The following is a 17,799-nucleotide window of genomic DNA, read 5'->3' on the forward strand; positions in this document are numbered from 1 at the left end:
GCAAACGAGCTGCCAGAGCGCCAAGCACATGCCACTTCCCTTTTGCCAGAGCGGCGAACAAGCGCTGAGATGGTGCGTTGGGATTTCATGCGGCCGGGCGCCTAACGTTCGACATGAGCGGCAGCCGGAGGCTGTCCGCTCGATGGAGGGGTTAGATGCATGGTGAACAACGGCACAGCAGCCTCTCGAAGTGCTGAAGACCACACGATACCGCGCCTATCCTTGCCGCTAAAGCCTCGGTGCCACAACGACAAGCCAGCCTGACCGCAGCGCTCTTCTTTCGAGCCGATGTGTCGCAACGACCAGCGCTCGTTCAAAACGGCAGCTACGCGCCCTTCTGCTTTGGCGCGCTTGCAATGCGGCCCGCGCAACAGAACTCTCGCCACGGCACCGCGTCTCGTGTACATGGCATCTAACGTTCGACATGAGCGGCGGCTTCAAGCGCAGCTTGAAGACGTCCGCTCGATGGAGGGGTTATGCCACTCACAGCCACCGCGGGACCTTCTGTTGATACGCAGCGTATTGACTCCCAAAGCGCTCCAGCAGCGCACGCTCCTCAGGCCGAACCTGGAAGCGATTGATGTAAAGCACATACACGGGCACAAGCAAGGCAGCCAACGCATTGGACAAGAAGACCGCCCACCCTGCCAACTGCAAGAGGCGACCGAGGTACATTGGATTTCGGGTGTAACGATAGATGCCTGCGCTCACCAGTGCGGATGAGCCAGAGGGACTAAGGGGATTGATGGTGGTTCGGGCGCGAACGAATGACAGCTGGGCAATGGCTCGCACCGCAAAGCCAGCGACAAACAGGGCAAGGGTTCCGGCAACGCGATAGACGGCAGGCAACGCGAGATTGGGCGTGACTGCCGCAACAACCCACATGAACAGCGCGATCACCAGCGCTACCACCGGCGGCGGGACCTTCAGCTCAAGCGCGCTCACGGATCTGAGGGGCATAACGTTCGACATGAGCGGCAGTTGGCGGCTTGCCGACAACTGTCCGCTCGATGGAGGGGTTAGCCCCCTATTGGTGGAGTGTTCGCGACATGCCGATGCTTCCATAGGAAAACGATGGCTCCAATGGGAATGCAAAACGTGAGGCCCCACGGACCGACCCAGCCCGCCCGACCGAACCCAGCACTGAACAGATTGAAGGAAAGCGGATTGATTGATACGGCACCCGACGACCAGTTCAGAGTGAACGCGCAAAAGCCGAGCAGGGTGAATATGGCCCACAGCCACTTTCGACGGATACCTTTGGTGCGCAGACACTGCACGAACGCGTAGACGGACAACGCGAAAGCCGAAAGTGTGAATAGAAAGAAGGCGTAGTGCATTGCACCTTTGCCTTGGAACGTGAACGCGTTGAGTTGAGCCATTGGCGCTGGAAGCGGCTCGACGTTAAGGCGGAGGATACGGAAACTGCCTGCTTCTCCCGTCAGCTGCGCAGAGACCACGAACCATTTTGAGGACGGGTAGGCATACTCCGCCGCGACCGTTGCAGTGCGCGGGCCATTCGTGCTGACTCCCACACGCCAAGCGACTGGTTGTACCGCGGCCACTGCCTCTGCTGGTAATGCGGCGGCGGTTCGTTCCAACGCGGAACGAACGTCCGGCTCGACCAACTTTGGATCAAGTTGGCTTTCGATAAACGCAAATTCTCGGACAGCGAGCTTGTCGACGACAACGCGCAGAAACTGAGCTTCGGGCGTCTTGTTGAAGGCCTCGGGCGTTTGGGGAACACCACAGGCTGATAGCACGCATGCAAGCAATGGAATGAGGGCACCGAGTCGCATAAGGGGGCTAACGTTCGACATGAGCGGCGGCTTTGGGCTGGCGCAGCCAGCTCAGAGCCGTCCGCTCGATGGAGGGGTTAGGCGCCATCGACATCAATCAAGAACGATGCCCCATTTATAGCGGATGGCTTGCAGGAGCACTAGCCAAGTTAGCCCAGCAAAGAAGAGAGCACCTGGAGCCACAAACATAGGCACGATCTGTTGGTGAAGTGCAGGACGGCCCTTGATTTCAGCATCGAAGTTTTGAACACGCTGGATCATGTGTACGTGGTCAATCGCGTCATTGCTGCCGTTCATCAACCGCCATGCACCAAGTAACAGACAGAGCGCGCCCACATACGAGCCAATGTTGATGAGTGAAGGAACGCTACGACCAGCGAACAACGTCAGCACTACCGTAGCAATTGCACAAGTTCCAACAACGACAAGATACCGCTTCAAGTGCTCCATCAGACCCTCCTACGTTTTGATTAACTATCCTTTGGCGCCTAACGTTCGACATGAGCGGCGGCTTGCAGACGGCGCAGCCGGCTGTAAGACGTCCGCTCGATGGAGGGGTTAGCCGCCACGGTGCGCCTCGCCCCCCAACGGAAGAAGAGCCTGGGGAAGAAGAGCCGCTGACACCGCGCCAGCAAGACTGCCAAGAACGGCGATTAGAAAGCCGGTGCCCGAGAAATGCGTGCGAAGAACCAGGCTAGAGAAGAACTGCCACCCGAAAACGGCCACGAAACACGCAGCCCCAAGGGCTGCAATGCCGAACCGATTGACCTGCCGCCCTTGAACTTTGGACAAACCAAACAAGCTCGCAGCAAACAGCACCGACGCAACAGTTGTAGGCAACTTGACCTCGACGTATAGACCACCCAACTCGCGCATGTGAAACGGAAGCACTGCGGTTGAAGACGCCGACACGACCGCCCAGAAGCAAACGAAAGCGACGACTGGAGCGACCGCTGCAACGAAGCAGGCGGCTCCGCTTGACCTAGCCAGCGCGCGGGCGTTGTTCATGGTGGCTAACGTCGGACATGAGCGGCAGCCGAAGGCTGTCCGCTCGATGGACTGGTTAGGCTAAAGCGTGAAGCGGAGCCTTGGCGCACCAGAGGGCAAATACCTTCGCCACCGAACAAGACCATCAAACGCATAGCTCAGCGGCCTGACCAGACAAAGAAGGCAGCATACGAGAAAGCGCCCGGCTCGTGCCGGACCACGAAGAACGCTGCGCGGTGCACCTGGTTCTCGCGTGTGGCTGCCAAGCGCGCACCACAGCAGCCTTGCCAGACAAGGAATGCAGCGCAGCACATGCGCTCGACTCAACGCACCTCACCGCCAGGCTGCCAGAGCGCAGACCACGCGCTACTGCCCTTTTGCCAGAGCGCTGGACAAGCGCTGAGATCGTGCGTTGGGATTTCATGCGGCCTGGTGCCTAACGTCCGACATGAGCGGCATGACCCGGCTTGCCGGGGCATGTCCGCTCGATGGAGAGGTTAGGTGCCGGCCTCACGCGAGCGCTCCCTGCACGACTGCCGGACCGAAAACAAACGACGCGCTCCGGATAAGCCCTTGCTCGACCAAGTAGATGCAGACGAGTTCAATGTTGCCTGGGCCTTCTGGGAACGTCCGCGTTACGTCCTCGTGGTCGATGACCACACTGCCCATGACCGCGCGCTTGATGAGCTTGGCATGCAAATTCGGCTCGGTGAAGCGAGGGGCGGTGCGAGCCCGGATCTCAGCGCGACCGGAGGCGAGCAACTTCCCGGGATGCTCGTATTGCTTTGCGTCCGGCGCGTAGGTTGCGAGCCAGGCGTCAAGGTCTTTGGCGTTGTAGGCGTCGAGCTGACGTTGAACGACAACCTCAGGGGAAGACCAGCTTGGCATCGGAATGCTCGGAGTAATGAGGCTCGGATCGTAGCGCCGACCTGAGGCACCTAACGTTCGACATGAGCGGCGGCCGCAAGTGGGCGAAGCCCGCTTGTGGACGTCCGCTCGATGGAGGGGTTAGGCCACGGTGCGCTCACAACGTGCGACGACGACGTGCAATGCGGACTCACTAGTCTTTCCCTCCGGAAATGAGCTGCAGGATACCGGCCAGAAGCAGTGCAGCAGGCAGGACAACAAATGCCGCCAACAGCGCCCCCACAAACCCGCCAAGTACCAGCAAAGCGAGCGTGTCATTCAGTGGACCGCATCCGCTACAACCTGCGCCCTCATCGCATTTGCAGCCAGGAATAACAAACTGAAGGAGAAGGCCGACTAAGAAGCCGACAACTGGCACGGCGACGGCCCCCACGCCCAGTTTCACAATGGTGGATGGAGCGCTCATGGTGATTCGGGGCCTAACGTTTGACATGAGCGGCAGGCGACAGACGGCGAAGCCGGCTGTTGAGTGTCCGCTCGATGGAAGGGTTAGCCGGCACTGCGCCCAGCAGGCCAGTGCCAAAGCCACAGCGCTTGTGGCTCGGAAGATGGCCTTGCTTCCCTATGCAGTGCAAGTTCTGACTTGACTCCGCCCTGTAGCGACTGTTCCAGTTCATTTGCAAGTATGGATGCTGACTGCTCCGACAGCCGTACGTGAGCAGTGCTATGAGCGAATCGAACGAGCAGTGGGGAGGCTGTATAGGTGCGTTCGAAGTCAATCTTCCACCAGCTGCCGAAGTTCACTCCTGATGTGTATAGATCAAACCAAGCACGGCCGTCCGGAAGGCTGCATTGGTGGTGCAGAAGATCAGGGTTGCCGCGCGCCAAGCTAAGAAGTTGGCTCCGAACGTAGTCGCGGCCCTCGTCAGACAGCGCTATGTGAAGACCGCGCCATTGACAAATTGGGTCTTTGGCGCGAAGAACAAGAATTCCGGATTGGGTCGCAAGTTGTTCAAAGTAGTCGTAGGGCGTGATGTCTCCGATCCAGTTCTGAATCTGCTCGCGAGACGGAAGAGACTTCACTTTTGCAGGCTAACGTTCGACATGAGCGGCATGACCCGGCCTGCCGGGGCATGTCCGCTCGATGGAGGGGTTAGGTTCCATACGGAGCCACAACCTCGACTTTGATTCTGTTCGGGTCTTCACAGAACATCGCGTAGTAGTTGGGCCCGCCCGCATGAGGATGACGCTCCTTGTATAGCAAGGTGTAGCCGTTGCTCTGCACCCACTCGGCGATTTGATCGACCTGCTCGCGCGATTGGGCGTGAAACGCGAGATGGTTTAGGCCAACTCGCTTGCGGTGGAACCCGAGTGACAGGTGCGGCTCCTCTGCCTGAACCAGAACGATGTACGTTTCTCCGAGGATCATGCTGACACCGTTCGAGAACCGCTCCACCTCGTACCCGAAGTGAGCCAAGAACGGCTCCCAAAACGCGCACGACTCCTGGAGAGACGCTACGTAGACTTCGACGTGATGGAGAGCGCCCGGTGTTGCCATGGAACCTAACGTTCGACATGAGCGGCATGACCCGGCTTGCCGGGGCATGTCCGCTCGATGGAGGGGTTAGGTGCATGGTGAACAAAGGCACAGCAGCCTCTCGAATCGCTAAAGACCACACGATACCGCGCCTGCCTTTGCTGCTAAAGCCTCGATGCCACAACGACGAACCAGCTTGGCCGCAGTGCTCTTCTTTCGAACCGATATGTCGCAAGGAGAGGCGCTCGTTCAAGCTTTCGCAAACCGCACTTTCTCTCTGAGCGCTTGCAGCCTCACCCACGCAACGCCACCCTCGCGAGGGCACCACTCTCCGATGACATGGCACCTAACGTTCGACATGAGCGGCAGCCGAAGGCTGTCCGCTCGATGGACTGGTTAGGCCGAGGCGTGCAACGGAGCTTTGGCGCACCAGAGGGCACACGCTTGCGAAACCGAACAGGAACGTCAAAGGCATAGCTCAACAGCCTGACCAGACAAACGAGGCAGCATACGAGAGAGCGCTTGGCTCGTGGCAGGAACGCCTCGCGGTCCACGTTGCTCTCGCGCGCGGCTTCCAAGCGCGGACCACAGCAGCCTTGCCCAACAAAGAAGGCGGCGCATCACACGCGCTCAGTTCAAGGCGGCTCACCATCAGGCTGCCAGAGCATTGAACACGCGCTGCTGCCCTTCTGCCAGAGCGGCGAACAAGCGCTGTGATCGTGCGTGGGGTATTCATGCGGCCGGGCGCCTAACGTTCGACATGAGCGGCATGACCCGGCTTGCCGGGGCATGTCCGCTCGATGGAGGGGTTAGATGCTTGGCGAACAACGGCACGGAACAGCCCCGGTTGAGTGGTGAACAGACTGAACGATAGCGCCGCCCTCGCCTGGTGGAAAGCCTCGGTGTGCGAACTGCTCGCCACACCAGCCGAACGCTACTACTTCTGCGAGCCGATATGTCGCAACGAAGGCCGCTCGTTGACCACCCGACGACAAGCTCGCCAGCCTTACACGCTCTGTACAAAGCGGCGCGAAGAACAAACCCTCTCGCTGCGCCCACGCTCTTCGAACAACGTGGCATCTAACGTTCGACATGAGCGGCAGACGCAAGCGGCCGAAGGACGCTTGGGGCTGTCCGCTCGATGGAGGGGTTAGGTGCCAACCCTTCGCTTGAGCCTCCACTTCTTGGCAAGCGAGGGAACGACAACTAGCCACTGGATTAGACCGACGAGCAAGTAGACGCCCCACATGAACAGGTAGAACGTCGGATGGTGATCCCATGCAACGCCAAAGTAGACCCCAAACGGCAACGTTGCGACATCTGATCCAACGAACACTAGCAGGCCGAACGGGAAGGTTAGCAGAGTCATCCAAAAGTTCAGGCCCACATGAACGTCCTTGACATCCGCTGGCGATGGACTCGTGAGACCAAAGTAGAGAACCCACAAACATGCGGTAAGCCACAACGGAAGGAGGACAAGGCGAGGTCGCATGGCACCTAACGTGTTGTAGCCCCCATTGTCTCCTCCCACCCCTCCGCACGTCACCGTCCGCTTGCTCCGCACTCCCGTCCACCGTCCTCATAACACCTTCTCCGTACACCCGCTTCTTCCGCTTGCGACAAACACTTAGCACTCGTACACTGTTTTTTCATCCAGTCTATCGCCCCAGCAAAGTGGACAACCCCAACGCCCCACCACCGCGCTTGCTGCAGCAAGTCTCCGAGCGCGCTCGGTACCTGCATTACAGCTTGCGCACCGAGCAGGCGTATGCCTTGTGGGTGCGGCACTTCGTGCGCTGGGCGGGCATGCGGCATCCGTCGCACCTGGGGCGCACCGAGGTCGAAGGGTTCTTGAGCTATCTCGCCAATGAGCGGCGCGTCTCGCCGTCCACGCACCGGCAGGCGCTCAATGCGCTGGTGTTTCTCTACCAGGAGGTGCTGGGCATCCAGTTGCCCTGGCTGCAGGAGATCGGGCGTCCGTTGGCCAAGCGGCGGTTGCCGGTGGTGATGACGGTGCCGGAGGTGCAGCGCCTGCTGTCCCACATGAGCGGGGACACCGGCCTGGTGGCACGCCTGCTCTATGGCAGCGGCATGCGCCTGCTGGAAGGCGTGCGCTTGCGGGTGAAGGACGTGGACTTCACGCGCGGCGTCATCATCGTGCGCGACGGCAAGGGGGGCAAGGATCGGGTGGTCATGCTGCCGCGCTCGCTGGAAGCGCCCTTGCGCGAGCAACTGGCGCGCGCAAGGGTGGATTACGAAAGCGACCGCGTGCGTGCCCGGGCGGGCGTGCACCTGCCGCATGCGCTCTCGGTCAAGTTTCCCCGCGCTGCGCAATCCTGGAGCTGGCATTGGGTGTTTCCTTCGCGCAGCCTGTCCATCGACCCGCGCACCGGTGATGAGCGCCGGCACCACCTGCATGAAAAGCGGCTGCAGCGTGACTTGAAGGCCGCCGTGCAGCGGGCCGGCATTGACAAGCCGGTGACGGTGCACACGCTGCGCCATTCCTTCGCCACGCACCTGCTGCAGGCGGGCACCGACATCCGCACCGTGCAGGAACTGTTGGGCCACAGCGATGTGAGCACGACCATGGTCTACACCCACGTGCTCAAGATCGCCGCCGGCACCACCCGCAGCCCGCTGGACACCCTGCCAGCCGAGGCGGCCGCGCCCGCGCCCACCAGCGACGACGATGGCAACGACAACAGCGACCGCGGCATTCTCCCTGGCGGTCCGTCGGGCCCCTGGCAGGTGCGTGAACCCGCGCCCGCATGGCCGATCTTCCACGCGGTGTCTTCACGCGCGGGCGCGGCGCACTGCCGGGCCGCGCTCGCCTGACGCGCGTTCTGCCGTGGGGCAGCCCGTCCGCAGGCCCGTGCAGCGCCCGTGCGCTGCAGCCGTTTGCCAGCCGCGCTACCCTGCCCTTCCGACACCGCCGAACGGAGACGCCGCCATGCCAAGCAACGACACCCTGGAACGTTTCATCGCCCGGGTGGAATCCAACGCACATGCCGAAGCCTGCGAGGAGTTTTACACCGAACACGCCAGCATGCAGGAGAACCAGTCGCCGCCCCGGGTGGGCCGGGACGCGCACGTGGCCAACGAGCGCAAGGTGATGGCGCGGGCCCGCTCCGTCAGCTCCACCTGCGTGCGGCCGGTGTTCGTCAACGGCGACCATGTGGTGATCCGCTGGATCTTCCGCTTCGAGTGGCTGGATGGCACCGTCACCCGTATGGAGGAGCTGGCCTACCAGCGCTGGGAGGGCGAACGCATCGCCGAGGAAACCTTCTTCTACGACCCGGCCCAGCGTGTGCCGCGCGCTCCCTCCGACACCACCGGGGCGTGATCGTTCGGCCGCCTCGGGCGGCACAGCCGTCCGGCTGGTTCGTTGTGCCGCCTCAGCGGCCGGCGCGGCCCAGCCGTCCCGGCCCACGCAGCAGCCGCTCCCCCAGTTCGAACACAGCCTGCGTCAGCAGCGCCAGCACGGCGGCCGGTATCGCGCCCGCCAGCAGCGCCGCGTGGTCGTTGAGCGCCAAGCCGGTGGCGATGCGCTCACCAAAGCCACCCGCGCCGATGAAGGCCGCGATCGTGGCCGTGCCCACCGTGATGACGGCCGCGGTTTTCACGCCCGCCAGGATCACCGGCGCCGCCAGGGGCAGGTCCACGCTGCGCCAGCGCTGCCAGGGCGTCAGGCCGAGTGCAGTGCCGGCCTGGCGCAGTCCCGCGCTCACCTGTGCCAGGCCCGTGGTGGTGTTGCGCACGATCGGCAGCAGCGCGTAAAGCGACAAGGCCACCAGGGCCGGCACCGTGCCGATGCGGCCCAGCAGCGGGATGAGCATCGCAAACAAGGCGAGCGACGGAATGGTCTGCAGCAGGCCCACCGCGGCCATCACGCCTTGCTCCAGCCGGGGCAGCGCGGCCGCGGCCGCACCCAGGGGCACGCCCACCAGCGCCGCCGCCAACACCGCCACCAGCACGAGCTGCAGGTGTTGCGCCGCCAGCCGGCCCAGGTCCTCGCCCCACAGCCGGGCCCAGAGCCCCGCGCGCTGCTGCGAGCCGGCGCGTGCAGGCGCCACAAAATCCTGCGCGATCTCCGCAAACGGCCGGCCGCGCAGCTCCGCCTCGCCGTTCATCGCGATCATGGCGGCCGCGGGGATGCGGCCCTCCAGCCGGCCGATCGCCGCCCACGCCTGCGGAAAGCGCCGGGCCACGTCCAGCCGGTACAACAGCACCGCGTCATAGCGCGGAAAGTAGGCCGCATCGTCCTCCAGCACGCGCAGGCCGAGTTCGGCGATCTTGGCGTCGGTGGAATAGATGTCCGTCACCGCGATGCGGCCGCTCGCCAGCGCCTCGTAGGCAATCCCATGGTCGATGCCCACCGGCCGCTGCGGCAGCCGGTAGCGCGCCGCCAGGCCGGGCCAGCCGTCCGCGCGGCCGATGAACTCATGCGACAAACCCAGCACGAGCTCGGGACGTGCACGCAGGTCGCTGATGCGCTGCAGCCCCAGGCGCTGCGCGAGGTCGGCCTTGAGCGCCAGCGCATAACCGTTCACAAAACCCAGCGGCACCGCCACGCCCAGGCCCAGCGCCGCCAGCTCGCGCTGCATCGTCGCCATGTCGGTGGGCTTGGCGTGTTTCAGGATCTCGGCGTCAAGGGTGCCCAGGTACTCCGGGTACACGTCGATGGCGCCGGCCTTCAACGCCTCGAACACCACCGCGGTATTGCCGAGGCCCTGGCGGTGCTCGGCAACGGTGCCTTGCGCCTGCGCCGTCTGCTTGACGATCTCACCCAGGATGTAGGACTCGGTGAAGCGCTTGGAGCCCACCACCAGGCGGCCTTCGTCGGCGCCCGCCGTGCCGACCCACCCGATCGCGAGCACGCAAGCGAACGCATGAACGAGCACGGACCGAATGGCAACAGGCATGGCGCATTCTGGCCCGAGCTGCGCGCACTTCGCCAGCTCGGTCACTCAGTCACCCGGTCACCCAATGAATCAGTCGCCAGAGCACTCAGCGCATCGTTCCAGCGCGGATCCGGCTTTGCCGGGCCGCCAGCGGCGCCCCCTTGAGGGGGAGAGGGCGCCCGAGGGGGCAGCGCCGCAGGCGCTCCGGGGTGGGCCCTCCATCTCCGGGGGTGGGCCATTCAATATGCGTCGACCTTGCCCGTCACCGGCAGCACGATGCCGGTGATGTAGCCCGAGCACACCGGCGCGGCGAGGAACACATACGCCGGCGACAGCTCTTCGGGCTGGGCCGCGCGCTTCATGTCCGTGTCCGCACCGAACTGCGCCACCTTGTCCGCCGGCTGGTCGGCCGGGTTCAGCGGTGTCCACACCGGGCCGGGTGCCACCGCGTTGACGCGGATGCCTTTGTCGATCACGTTCTGCGCCAGCGACTTGGTGAACGCGTGGATCGCGCCCTTGGTGGTGGAATAGTCCAGCAGCTTGGGGCTGCCGCGCAGGCCCACCACAGAGCCGGTGTTGATGATGGAGGCGCCTTGCTTCAGGTGCGGCAGCGCGGCCTTGGCCATGTGGAAGTAGCCGTAGATGTTGGTGCGCATCGTTTCGTCGAAGCGCTCTTCGGTCAGGTCTTCCAGCGACTCGGCATGCTCCTGGAACGCGGCGTTGTTCACCAGGATGTCGAGCTTGCCAAACTGCTGCACCGTCTGCTCCACCGCCTGCTTGCAGAAGGCCGGGTCCTTCACGTCGCCGGGGATCAGCAGGCAGCGGGTGCCCTCGGCCTCGATGCAGCGCTGCGTCTCTTCGGCATCGGGCTGCTCGTCGGGCAGGTAGACCAATGCGACGTCCGCGCCCTCGCGCGCATACAGCACCGCCACCGCGCGGCCGATGCCGGAGTCGCCGCCCGTGATCAGCGCCGCCATGCCGCGCAGCTTGTTGCTGCCTTCGTAGTCGGGCGCCATGAACTGCGGCTTGAGCTGCATCTCGGCCTCGATGCCCGGCTTGGCATGGTGCTCGGCAGGCAGCTTGCCCGGCTGCTCGCGCGCGCCCGCCTGCACCGGCTGCTTCTTCTGCTGCGATTGCTCTTCGCCCTTGGCGGCAGAGTGTTCGCCGTCGCGTGCGTCCTGCTCGCGCTGGATCCGGCGTTGCTTGTCGGCCGTGCCGTCGGCGGACTGGCTGGTCGGTTTGCCCTTGTTGGCCATGGGATCTCCTTCATCAACTGCTGGGGGTCAACCCCTGCAGGGCAGCAGTCGACGTGCCCAGGCCCGTGTGGCCCACATCGGCGAAACAAAGGTTTCAGATCGGCGGCGGCAGCGCCTTCAGGCCCAGCCAGGCCACGCCGATCACCGCGTTCACCGGCACGCTGATCGCACCGGGCACGTAGAACAGCACCGACAGCACCGGCGAATTGAGCACCCATTCCACCAGCGCACCCAGGCCGTAGAGGATGGCGCCGCACCACAGCCAGCGCCGCATGTAGGTGAGCAGCCAGTGCGCCTGCGCCTGGTTGTGGCGCCACGCGGCTGCCCGCTCCAGCAGGTTGCCGCGGCTCACGTCGCGAAACAGCCAGCTGAAGAAGAAATAGCGATACAAAAGGGTGCGGAATGCGAGCGAATGCACGGACCGTTCTTCCTGCGCAGAAGCTTCCTCTGAACAGCGCGGCCCGTCACCAGGCCACTGCAAGCTGAGCAAGGCAAACCGTGTGCGAGGCGGCCTGCCAGGTGCTCAGGTGTCGCGCAGGCGGGCGCGCGCCTCGGCCGCCGTCTCGTACACGTGCGGCGCCACGCCACGCGCGGCCAGCGCCGGGCCCAGCTTGGCGCGCAGGAAGCCGCCGGTGCTGTAGCGGGTGACGTTCAGGTAATAGCGGTCGCACAGCTCGCGCACCATGGCGGCCCACAGGTCCTGCACCTCCGGGTCCAGGTGGAAGTGGTCGTAGTTCACCACCGCAAACACCTTGTGGCCCAGCGGCCGCAGCCTGCGTTCCACCTCGTGCCGCACGGCCTGCACGTCGTCGGGCGTGCGGATGGCCAGGCGCTCGAAGTTGATGAACAGTGTGCGCTGCTCGGCGTTGTAGGCCAGGCGTTCGGGCAAGGGCCGCATCAGCAGGCGCGCACGCAGGCCCATCGGCCCTTCGGCAAACAACTGCGTGTCCATCAGCGCCGGCGCTCGCTCGATCACCGGAGTGAAGCCCATCTGCGCCAGGATGTCGCGCTCCAGGTCCACGCCGGGTGCGATTTCCACCAGCGCCAGCCCGCGTTCATGCAGGCGGAACACGCAGCGCTCGGTGACGTACAGCACCTTCTGCCCGCGCTTGAAGGCCTCGCGCCCGCTGAAGGTGCGATGTTCCACCTGCGGCACGAACTTCTGTCCGCCTGCGCCTTCGCCCATCGTGCAGAAGGTGCCCACGAACACCACCTCCTTGGCGTTCTGGCTGATGTTGATGAAGCCGCCCGCGCCCGCCAGGCGCGAGCCGAACTTGCTCACGTTCACGTTGCCTTCGGCATCCGCCTGGGCCAGGCCGAGGAACGCGATGTCCAGGCCACCACCGTCGTAGAAGTCGAACTGATAGGGCTGGTCGATGATGGCCTGCGGGTTCACCGCCGCGCCGAAGTTCAGGCCACCGGCCGGTATGCCGCCAATGACACCCGGCTCCGCGGTGAGCGTGATCAGGTCGATCACCCGCTCCTCGGCGGCCACCGCGGCCACACCTTCGGGCATGCCGATGCCCAGGTTCACCACGCTGTTGGGCTTGAGCTCCAGCGCGGCACGGCGCGCGATCGTCTTGCGCGCGCCCGGTGCCATCGGCGCCACCTCGGCCAGCGGCGCACGCAGCTCGCCGGCGAAGGCGGCGCTGTAGTCGGTGGCAAAGGTCTGCGGGTGGTACTCGGGCTTCTCGGCCACCACCACGCAGTCCACCAGCACGCCGGGGATCTTGACCTCGCGCGGCTTGAGCGAGCCGCGTTCTGCCAGCCGCTCCACCTGCACGATCACGATGCCGCCGCTGTTGCGCGCGGCCATGGCGATCGCCAGCGCCTCCAGCGTGAGCGCCTCGCGCTCCATGGTGATGTTGCCGTCGGCATCCGCCGTGGTGCCCCGCACCAGCGCCACGTCGATCGGGAAGGCCTTGTAGAAGAGGTAGGGCTCGCCGTCCAGCTCCATCAGGCGCACCGGTGAGGTGGTGGTGCGCGCGTTCACCCGGCCACCGCCAAAGCGCGGGTCCACGAAGGTGCCCAGGCCCACGCGCGACAGATGGCCCGGCTTGCCGGCCGCGATGTCGCGGAACAGGTGGCTGATCACGCCCTGCGGCAAGTTCCACGCTTCGATCTCGCCGGCCACCGCCAGCTTCTGCAGCGCCGGTACCAGGCCCCAATGGCCGCCGATCACGCGCGCCACCAGCCCCGCATGGCCCAGGTGGTTCAGGCCCCGGCCCTTGCCGTCGCCCTGACCGGCGGCATACACCAGCGTCAGGCCGGTGGGCGCGGCGGTGGCGAGAAAGCGCTGCTCCAGCGCCACGGCCAGGTTTTCCGCAAAGCCGATGCCCACGAAGCCGCCGGTGGCCAGCGTGTCGCCATCGGCGATGAGCTGCACCGCGTCGGCGGCGCTCACCACCTTGCCTTTGTCGCCGCCGGTCACGCCGGCCAGCCGAGAATGGACGCTGTTGTGTTGCACGATGTGGCCTCCTCGGAACCATATTCGGGGAAGCGCCTCTTTTGATCTTGCGGGCAAACCCCACATGCACGGCAGGTCAGGCCGGTGGATTGCCTGAAAACGCCTGAACCCCAGGCAGGAGTCCAAGTGATGAGACAGTTATTGGTCGGTGTGTTGATCGCGGTGCTGGGCGCCAGCATGCTTGCGCCGGCGGCCGACGCGCGGCGGCTGGGCGGTGGCACCACCTCCGGCATGAAGCGCACGCTGCCGCCGCCCCGCACGCCGCAGCAGACCACCCCGCCGCAGCAGCAGGCGCAGCCCGGGCAGCAGGCCGCCGCACCGGCTGCCGCGCCCGGCGTGGCCGGTGCCGCCGCCGCAGCGCCCCGGCGCTCCTGGATGGGCCCGATCGCCGGCATCGCTGCCGGCCTGGGCCTGGCAGCGCTGTTCAGCCACTTCGGCATGGGCGCGGGCCTGGCCAACATGGTCACCATCCTGTTGATCGCGGCGCTGGCGTTCGTGGCCATCCGCTTCCTGCTGCGGCGCTTCCTGCCAGGGCGTCAGCTCGCCGGTGCCGCACCCGGCCTGCAGCGCGCGGGGGTGGAACCACGCATGGTGGAGCCCACGCCGCGCAGCTTCGACAGCCCCGCTTTCGGCGGCGCGCGTGAAGTGCCGCCGCCCGCCAACAGCGTGTCCTTGCCGCCCAACTTCGACGTGGCCGGCTTCGAGCGCGCCGCAAAGTTGATCTTCATTCGCATGCAGGCGGCCAACGATGCGGCCGACCTGGACGACCTGCGCCGCTTCACCACACCGGAAATGTTTGCCGCTGCCCGGCTGGACCTGCAGGATCGCCAGGGCCGCACGCAGAAGACCGACGTGGTGCAGCTCAACGCCGAGGTGATGGACCTGGCGCGCGAGGACGGCCGGGACGTCGTCAGCGTGCGCTACCACGGCCTGATCCGCGAAGACGAAGGCGGCACGGCCCAGTCCTTCGACGAGGTGTGGCACCTGGTGCGCCCGGCCGATGGCAGCGCCGACTGGGCCCTGGCGGGAATCGCGCAGCACGCCTGAGGCCGCCGCCATGCTGCTGGCCTGCCCCGCCTGCCTCACCACCAACCGGGTCCCGCAGGAGCGGCTGCTCGAAGAGCCGGTGTGCGGCCGCTGCGGCGTGGCGCTGATGCCCGCGCAGCCGGTGACCCTCACCGACGCCAGCCTGGCGCGTTACCTCGCCGGCACCGAGCTGCCGGTGGTGGTGGACTTCTGGGCGGCCTGGTGCGGCCCCTGCAAGACCATGGCGCCGCACTTCGCCAGCGCCGCCGGCCAGATGCCGGAGGTGCGCTTCGCCAAGGTGGACACCGATGCCTCGCCGCAGGCCAGCGCGCGCTACGGCATCCGCAGCATCCCCACGCTGATCCTGTTTCGCCAGGCTCAGGAGGTGGCGCGAGTGTCCGGTGCCCTGCCCGCCGGTGAGCTGATGAGCTGGCTGCGGCGCCAGGTGGGTGCCAGCGCCTCGCACTCCGGGCAGAGCAGCCGGTAGGGCTTGCGCAGCAGCTCGTCAGGTTCCAGGTCGCGCTCGCAGTCGGCGCACACCCCGTAGCGCCCCGCCTGCACCGCGTCCAGCGCCTGGAACACCTGGTGCAGCAGGCCGGCCGCCGCATCGCGCGTGCGGCCCGCCTCAGTGCCAGCGCCTTGCAGCTGCTGCTGCAGGCTGGATGCTGTATCCCACAACCGGCCCTGCAACAGGGCCAACATCATGGTGTTCATCCGAACCTCCTGATGGGGGAGCCGCTGGAGGCACCGTGGCCGGGTGCGCAGCGGCAGGGGATGTCCATCGTGCGCTTCCCCGGACACTTCGGCATGCGGGACAACCCGGCACTCCAAAGGGGGAGCCGATGCGGCGATGATGGCGGGATGACGACGCCCTTCCTCAATCTCTACAGCCACGGCTTCGCCCGCATGGCGGTGGCCGTGCCGCGCTGCCGGGTGGCCGATCCGGTGTTCAACGCCGAGCAAACGATTGCCCTGTTGCTTGACGCTGCGCAGCAAGGCGCCGCGCTGGTGGCGTTTCCGGAGCTCGGCCTGTCGGCCTACACCTGCGACGACCTGTTCCACCAGCGTGCCCTGCTGGACGGCTGCGAGGCGGCGCTGGCCCGCGTGGCCGAGGCCAGCGCGCAGTGCGACACCGTGGCCATCGTCGGCCTGCCGCTGCGGGTGGACCATTCGCTCTTCAACTGCGCGGCCGTGGTGCATCGCGGCCGGGTGCTGGGCATCGTGCCCAAGACCTATCTGCCCAACTACGGCGAGTTCTACGAGGCGCGCCAGTTCAACGCCGGCGACACCGCGCTGTCCAAGGAGATCCGCCTCAACGGGCAGATCATTCCCTTCGGCACCGACCTGCTGTTCGAAAGCAGCACGCTGGCCAACTTCAAGTTCCATGTCGAGATCTGCGAGGACGTGTGGGTGCCCATCCCGCCCTCCTCCTTCGCCGCGATGGCAGGCGCCACCGTGCTGGTGAACCTGTCGGCCTCCAACATCACGGTGGGCAAGTCGGAATACCGGCGCCGGCTGGTCAGCCTGCAGTCCGCACGCTGCATCGCGGCCTACCTGTACTCGTCGGCCGGGCTGGGGGAGTCCACCACCGACATGGCCTGGGACGGCCAGGCGCTGATCTGCGAGAACGGCGACCTGGTGGTCGAGTCCGAGCGCTTCGTGGACGGCTCGCACCTGATCACCGGGGACGTGGACCTGGAGCGCATGGTGCGCGAGCGCATGCGCCAGACCAGCTTCGGCCAGTCGGCCGCCCACCACAAGGCCGAGCTGCAGCGCTTTCGCACGGTGAGCTTTGAACACGCGGTGCCCGGCGGCGCGCTCGCGCTGCGGCGCCACCTCGAACAGTTCCCGTACGTGCCATCGGACCCGGCGCTGCGCGACGAGCGCTGCAACGAGGTCTTCAACATCCAGGTGCAGGCGCTGCTGCAGCGCCTGGCCGCCACCGGCATCCAGAAGCTGGTCATCGGTGTGTCCGGCGGGCTGGATTCCACCCACGCGCTGCTGGTGTGCGCCAAGGCGATGGACCGTCTGGGCCTGCCACGCAGCAACATCCTCGGCTTCACCATGCCGGGCTTTGCCACCAGCTCGCGCACGCTGGACCAGGCCTTGCGACTGATGGCCGCCATCGGCTGCTCGGCGCAGCAGGTCGACATCCGTCCCAGCTGCGAGCAGATGCTCAAGGACCTGGGCCACCCGTTCGCCGAGGGCAAGCCGCAGTACGACATCACCTTCGAGAACGTGCAGGCCGGCGAGCGCACCAGCCACCTGTTCCGCCTGGCCAACTTCCACAACGGCATCGTGGTGGGCACCGGCGATCTCTCCGAGCTTGCGCTCGGCTGGTGCACCTATGGCGTGGGCGACCACATGTCGCACTACAACGTGAACGCCAGCGTGCCCAAGACGCTGATCAAGCACCTGGTGCGCTGGGTGGCGGACAGCCGCCAAGTGGGCGCGCAGGGCAGCCAGGTGCTGATCGACATCCTCGACACCGAAGTGAGCCCCGAGCTGGTGCCGGGCGACGAAGCGGACCAGCCCGGCCAGAGCACCGAGGCCTCGGTGGGCCCCTACGAGCTGCAGGACTTCCACCTCTACTACACGCTGCGTTTCGGCTTCGCGCCGTCCAAGGTGGCCTTCCTCGCGCACCATGCATGGGGCGAGCGCTATCCGCTGGCGGAGATCAAGCGCCACCTGAAGAACTTCCTCTGGCGCTTCTTCAAGACCAGCCAGTTCAAGCGCAGCTGCGTGCCCAATTCGCCCAAGGTGGGCTCCGGCGGCTCGCTGTCGCCGCGCGGCGACTGGCGCGCGCCCAGCGATTCGGAAGCCGCCGTGTGGCTGGCGGACCTGGAGCGTGTGCCCGAGGCCTGACCACAAAGCACCCACCGTGTCGGCGCTTGCTGACAGGGCACGGGTGTTGCCCTGAAGGGGCAGACGCCGCGGCGCTCCAGCCGCAGCCCGGAGC

Annotated in this window: 17 protein-coding genes; 5 read left to right on the top strand and 12 right to left on the bottom strand. The window is 65.6% G+C overall.

Annotation, left to right across the window (positions count from 1 at the left end; translation table 11 throughout):
* Window positions 1–483 precede the first annotated feature (483 nt).
* The 7 genes from VPH43_RS06435 to VPH43_RS06465 form a co-directional block, all read right to left on the bottom strand.
* Entirely contained in the window at window positions 484–945 is a 462-nt protein-coding gene (locus VPH43_RS06435; RefSeq protein ID WP_328576851.1) for a methyltransferase family protein, read from the bottom strand.
* Between the two features lie 74 nt (window positions 946–1,019).
* Window positions 1,020–1,799: a hypothetical protein gene (locus VPH43_RS06440; protein ID WP_328576852.1), complete on the bottom strand. Its 780-nt coding sequence runs from the start codon at window positions 1,797–1,799 to the stop codon at window positions 1,020–1,022.
* 93 nt (window positions 1,800–1,892) lie between these two features.
* Entirely contained in the window at window positions 1,893–2,249 is a 357-nt protein-coding gene (locus VPH43_RS06445) for a hypothetical protein (RefSeq protein WP_328576853.1), read from the bottom strand.
* Window positions 2,250–2,357: 108 nt separating this feature from the next.
* Complete coding sequence (locus VPH43_RS06450; RefSeq protein ID WP_328576854.1) at window positions 2,358–2,807, bottom strand: hypothetical protein; 450 nt, start codon at window positions 2,805–2,807, stop codon at window positions 2,358–2,360.
* A gap of 489 nt (window positions 2,808–3,296) precedes the next feature.
* Complete coding sequence (locus VPH43_RS06455; RefSeq protein ID WP_328576855.1) at window positions 3,297–3,674, bottom strand: nuclear transport factor 2 family protein; 378 nt, start codon at window positions 3,672–3,674, stop codon at window positions 3,297–3,299.
* Between the two features lie 172 nt (window positions 3,675–3,846).
* Window positions 3,847–4,119, bottom strand: coding sequence for a hypothetical protein (locus VPH43_RS06460; RefSeq protein ID WP_328576856.1), 273 nt, complete (start codon window positions 4,117–4,119; stop codon window positions 3,847–3,849).
* 687 nt (window positions 4,120–4,806) lie between these two features.
* A complete protein-coding gene (locus VPH43_RS06465; RefSeq protein WP_328576857.1) occupies window positions 4,807–5,259 on the bottom strand; it encodes a VOC family protein in 453 nt (150 codons plus the stop codon).
* Between the two features lie 1,635 nt (window positions 5,260–6,894).
* Between VPH43_RS06465 and VPH43_RS06470 the strand changes: the two genes are divergently transcribed.
* Both VPH43_RS06470 and VPH43_RS06475 read left to right on the top strand, forming a co-directional pair.
* Entirely contained in the window at window positions 6,895–8,025 is a 1,131-nt protein-coding gene (locus VPH43_RS06470; protein ID WP_442909227.1) for an integron integrase, read from the top strand.
* A 115-nt stretch (window positions 8,026–8,140) separates the two neighbouring features.
* Complete coding sequence (locus VPH43_RS06475; RefSeq protein WP_328576858.1) at window positions 8,141–8,533, top strand: nuclear transport factor 2 family protein; 393 nt, start codon at window positions 8,141–8,143, stop codon at window positions 8,531–8,533.
* A gap of 52 nt (window positions 8,534–8,585) precedes the next feature.
* Here VPH43_RS06475 and VPH43_RS06480 read toward each other — a convergent pair whose 3' ends face one another.
* From VPH43_RS06480 to VPH43_RS06495, 4 genes are all read right to left on the bottom strand, one after another.
* Complete coding sequence (locus tag VPH43_RS06480; protein WP_328576859.1) at window positions 8,586–10,112, bottom strand: ABC transporter permease/substrate-binding protein; 1,527 nt, start codon at window positions 10,110–10,112, stop codon at window positions 8,586–8,588.
* Between the two features lie 218 nt (window positions 10,113–10,330).
* Window positions 10,331–11,347: an SDR family oxidoreductase gene (locus tag VPH43_RS06485; protein ID WP_328576860.1), complete on the bottom strand. Its 1,017-nt coding sequence runs from the start codon at window positions 11,345–11,347 to the stop codon at window positions 10,331–10,333.
* Window positions 11,348–11,441: 94 nt separating this feature from the next.
* Entirely contained in the window at window positions 11,442–11,765 is a 324-nt protein-coding gene (locus VPH43_RS06490; protein ID WP_328576861.1) for a hypothetical protein, read from the bottom strand.
* Between the two features lie 105 nt (window positions 11,766–11,870).
* A complete protein-coding gene (locus VPH43_RS06495) occupies window positions 11,871–13,814 on the bottom strand; it encodes an acyl CoA:acetate/3-ketoacid CoA transferase (RefSeq protein ID WP_328576862.1) in 1,944 nt (647 codons plus the stop codon).
* Between the two features lie 129 nt (window positions 13,815–13,943).
* On the opposite strand from VPH43_RS06495, the gene VPH43_RS06500 reads away from it, so the two are divergent.
* A complete protein-coding gene (locus VPH43_RS06500; protein WP_328576863.1) occupies window positions 13,944–14,861 on the top strand; it encodes a Tim44 domain-containing protein in 918 nt (305 codons plus the stop codon).
* A gap of 10 nt (window positions 14,862–14,871) precedes the next feature.
* Complete coding sequence (gene trxC, locus VPH43_RS06505) at window positions 14,872–15,327, top strand: thioredoxin TrxC (RefSeq protein WP_328576864.1); 456 nt, start codon at window positions 14,872–14,874, stop codon at window positions 15,325–15,327.
* Here the strand turns inward: trxC and VPH43_RS06510 are convergent.
* A complete protein-coding gene (locus tag VPH43_RS06510) occupies window positions 15,219–15,554 on the bottom strand; it encodes a TraR/DksA C4-type zinc finger protein (protein WP_328576865.1) in 336 nt (111 codons plus the stop codon). The genes trxC and VPH43_RS06510 overlap by 109 nt on opposite strands.
* Window positions 15,555–15,701: 147 nt before the next feature.
* Between VPH43_RS06510 and VPH43_RS06515 the strand changes: the two genes are divergently transcribed.
* Window positions 15,702–17,705 (top strand): NAD(+) synthase, encoded by a 2,004-nt coding sequence (locus VPH43_RS06515; protein ID WP_328576866.1) that lies wholly within the window; start codon window positions 15,702–15,704, stop codon window positions 17,703–17,705.
* Window positions 17,706–17,799: the final 94 nt, after the last annotated feature.

The organism is Ideonella sp. BN130291 (genome assembly GCF_036231905.1).
Classification (GTDB): Bacteria; Pseudomonadota; Gammaproteobacteria; order Burkholderiales; family Burkholderiaceae_C; genus CAMLIZ01.

What these genes read in the sequence shown, in the direction of transcription:
- VPH43_RS06440 (WP_328576852.1), bottom strand. Translation starts at nt 1,799, where the DNA reads ATGCGACTCGGTGCCCTCATTCCATTGCTTGCATGCGTGCTATCAGCC.
- VPH43_RS06445 (WP_328576853.1), bottom strand. Translation starts at nt 2,249, where the DNA reads ATGGAGCACTTGAAGCGGTATCTTGTCGTTGTTGGAACTTGTGCAATT.
- VPH43_RS06450 (WP_328576854.1), bottom strand. Translation starts at nt 2,807, where the DNA reads ATGAACAACGCCCGCGCGCTGGCTAGGTCAAGCGGAGCCGCCTGCTTC.
- VPH43_RS06455 (WP_328576855.1), bottom strand. Translation starts at nt 3,674, where the DNA reads ATGCCAAGCTGGTCTTCCCCTGAGGTTGTCGTTCAACGTCAGCTCGAC.
- VPH43_RS06460 (WP_328576856.1), bottom strand. Translation starts at nt 4,119, where the DNA reads ATGAGCGCTCCATCCACCATTGTGAAACTGGGCGTGGGGGCCGTCGCC.
- VPH43_RS06465 (WP_328576857.1), bottom strand. Translation starts at nt 5,259, where the DNA reads ATGCCCCGGCAAGCCGGGTCATGCCGCTCATGTCGAACGTTAGGTTCC.
- VPH43_RS06475 (WP_328576858.1), top strand. Translation starts at nt 8,141, where the DNA reads ATGCCAAGCAACGACACCCTGGAACGTTTCATCGCCCGGGTGGAATCC.
- VPH43_RS06480 (WP_328576859.1), bottom strand. Translation starts at nt 10,112, where the DNA reads ATGCCTGTTGCCATTCGGTCCGTGCTCGTTCATGCGTTCGCTTGCGTG.
- VPH43_RS06485 (WP_328576860.1), bottom strand. Translation starts at nt 11,347, where the DNA reads ATGGCCAACAAGGGCAAACCGACCAGCCAGTCCGCCGACGGCACGGCC.
- VPH43_RS06500 (WP_328576863.1), top strand. Translation starts at nt 13,944, where the DNA reads ATGAGACAGTTATTGGTCGGTGTGTTGATCGCGGTGCTGGGCGCCAGC.
- trxC (WP_328576864.1), top strand. Translation starts at nt 14,872, where the DNA reads ATGCTGCTGGCCTGCCCCGCCTGCCTCACCACCAACCGGGTCCCGCAG.
- VPH43_RS06510 (WP_328576865.1), bottom strand. Translation starts at nt 15,554, where the DNA reads ATGAACACCATGATGTTGGCCCTGTTGCAGGGCCGGTTGTGGGATACA.
- VPH43_RS06515 (WP_328576866.1), top strand. Translation starts at nt 15,702, where the DNA reads ATGACGACGCCCTTCCTCAATCTCTACAGCCACGGCTTCGCCCGCATG.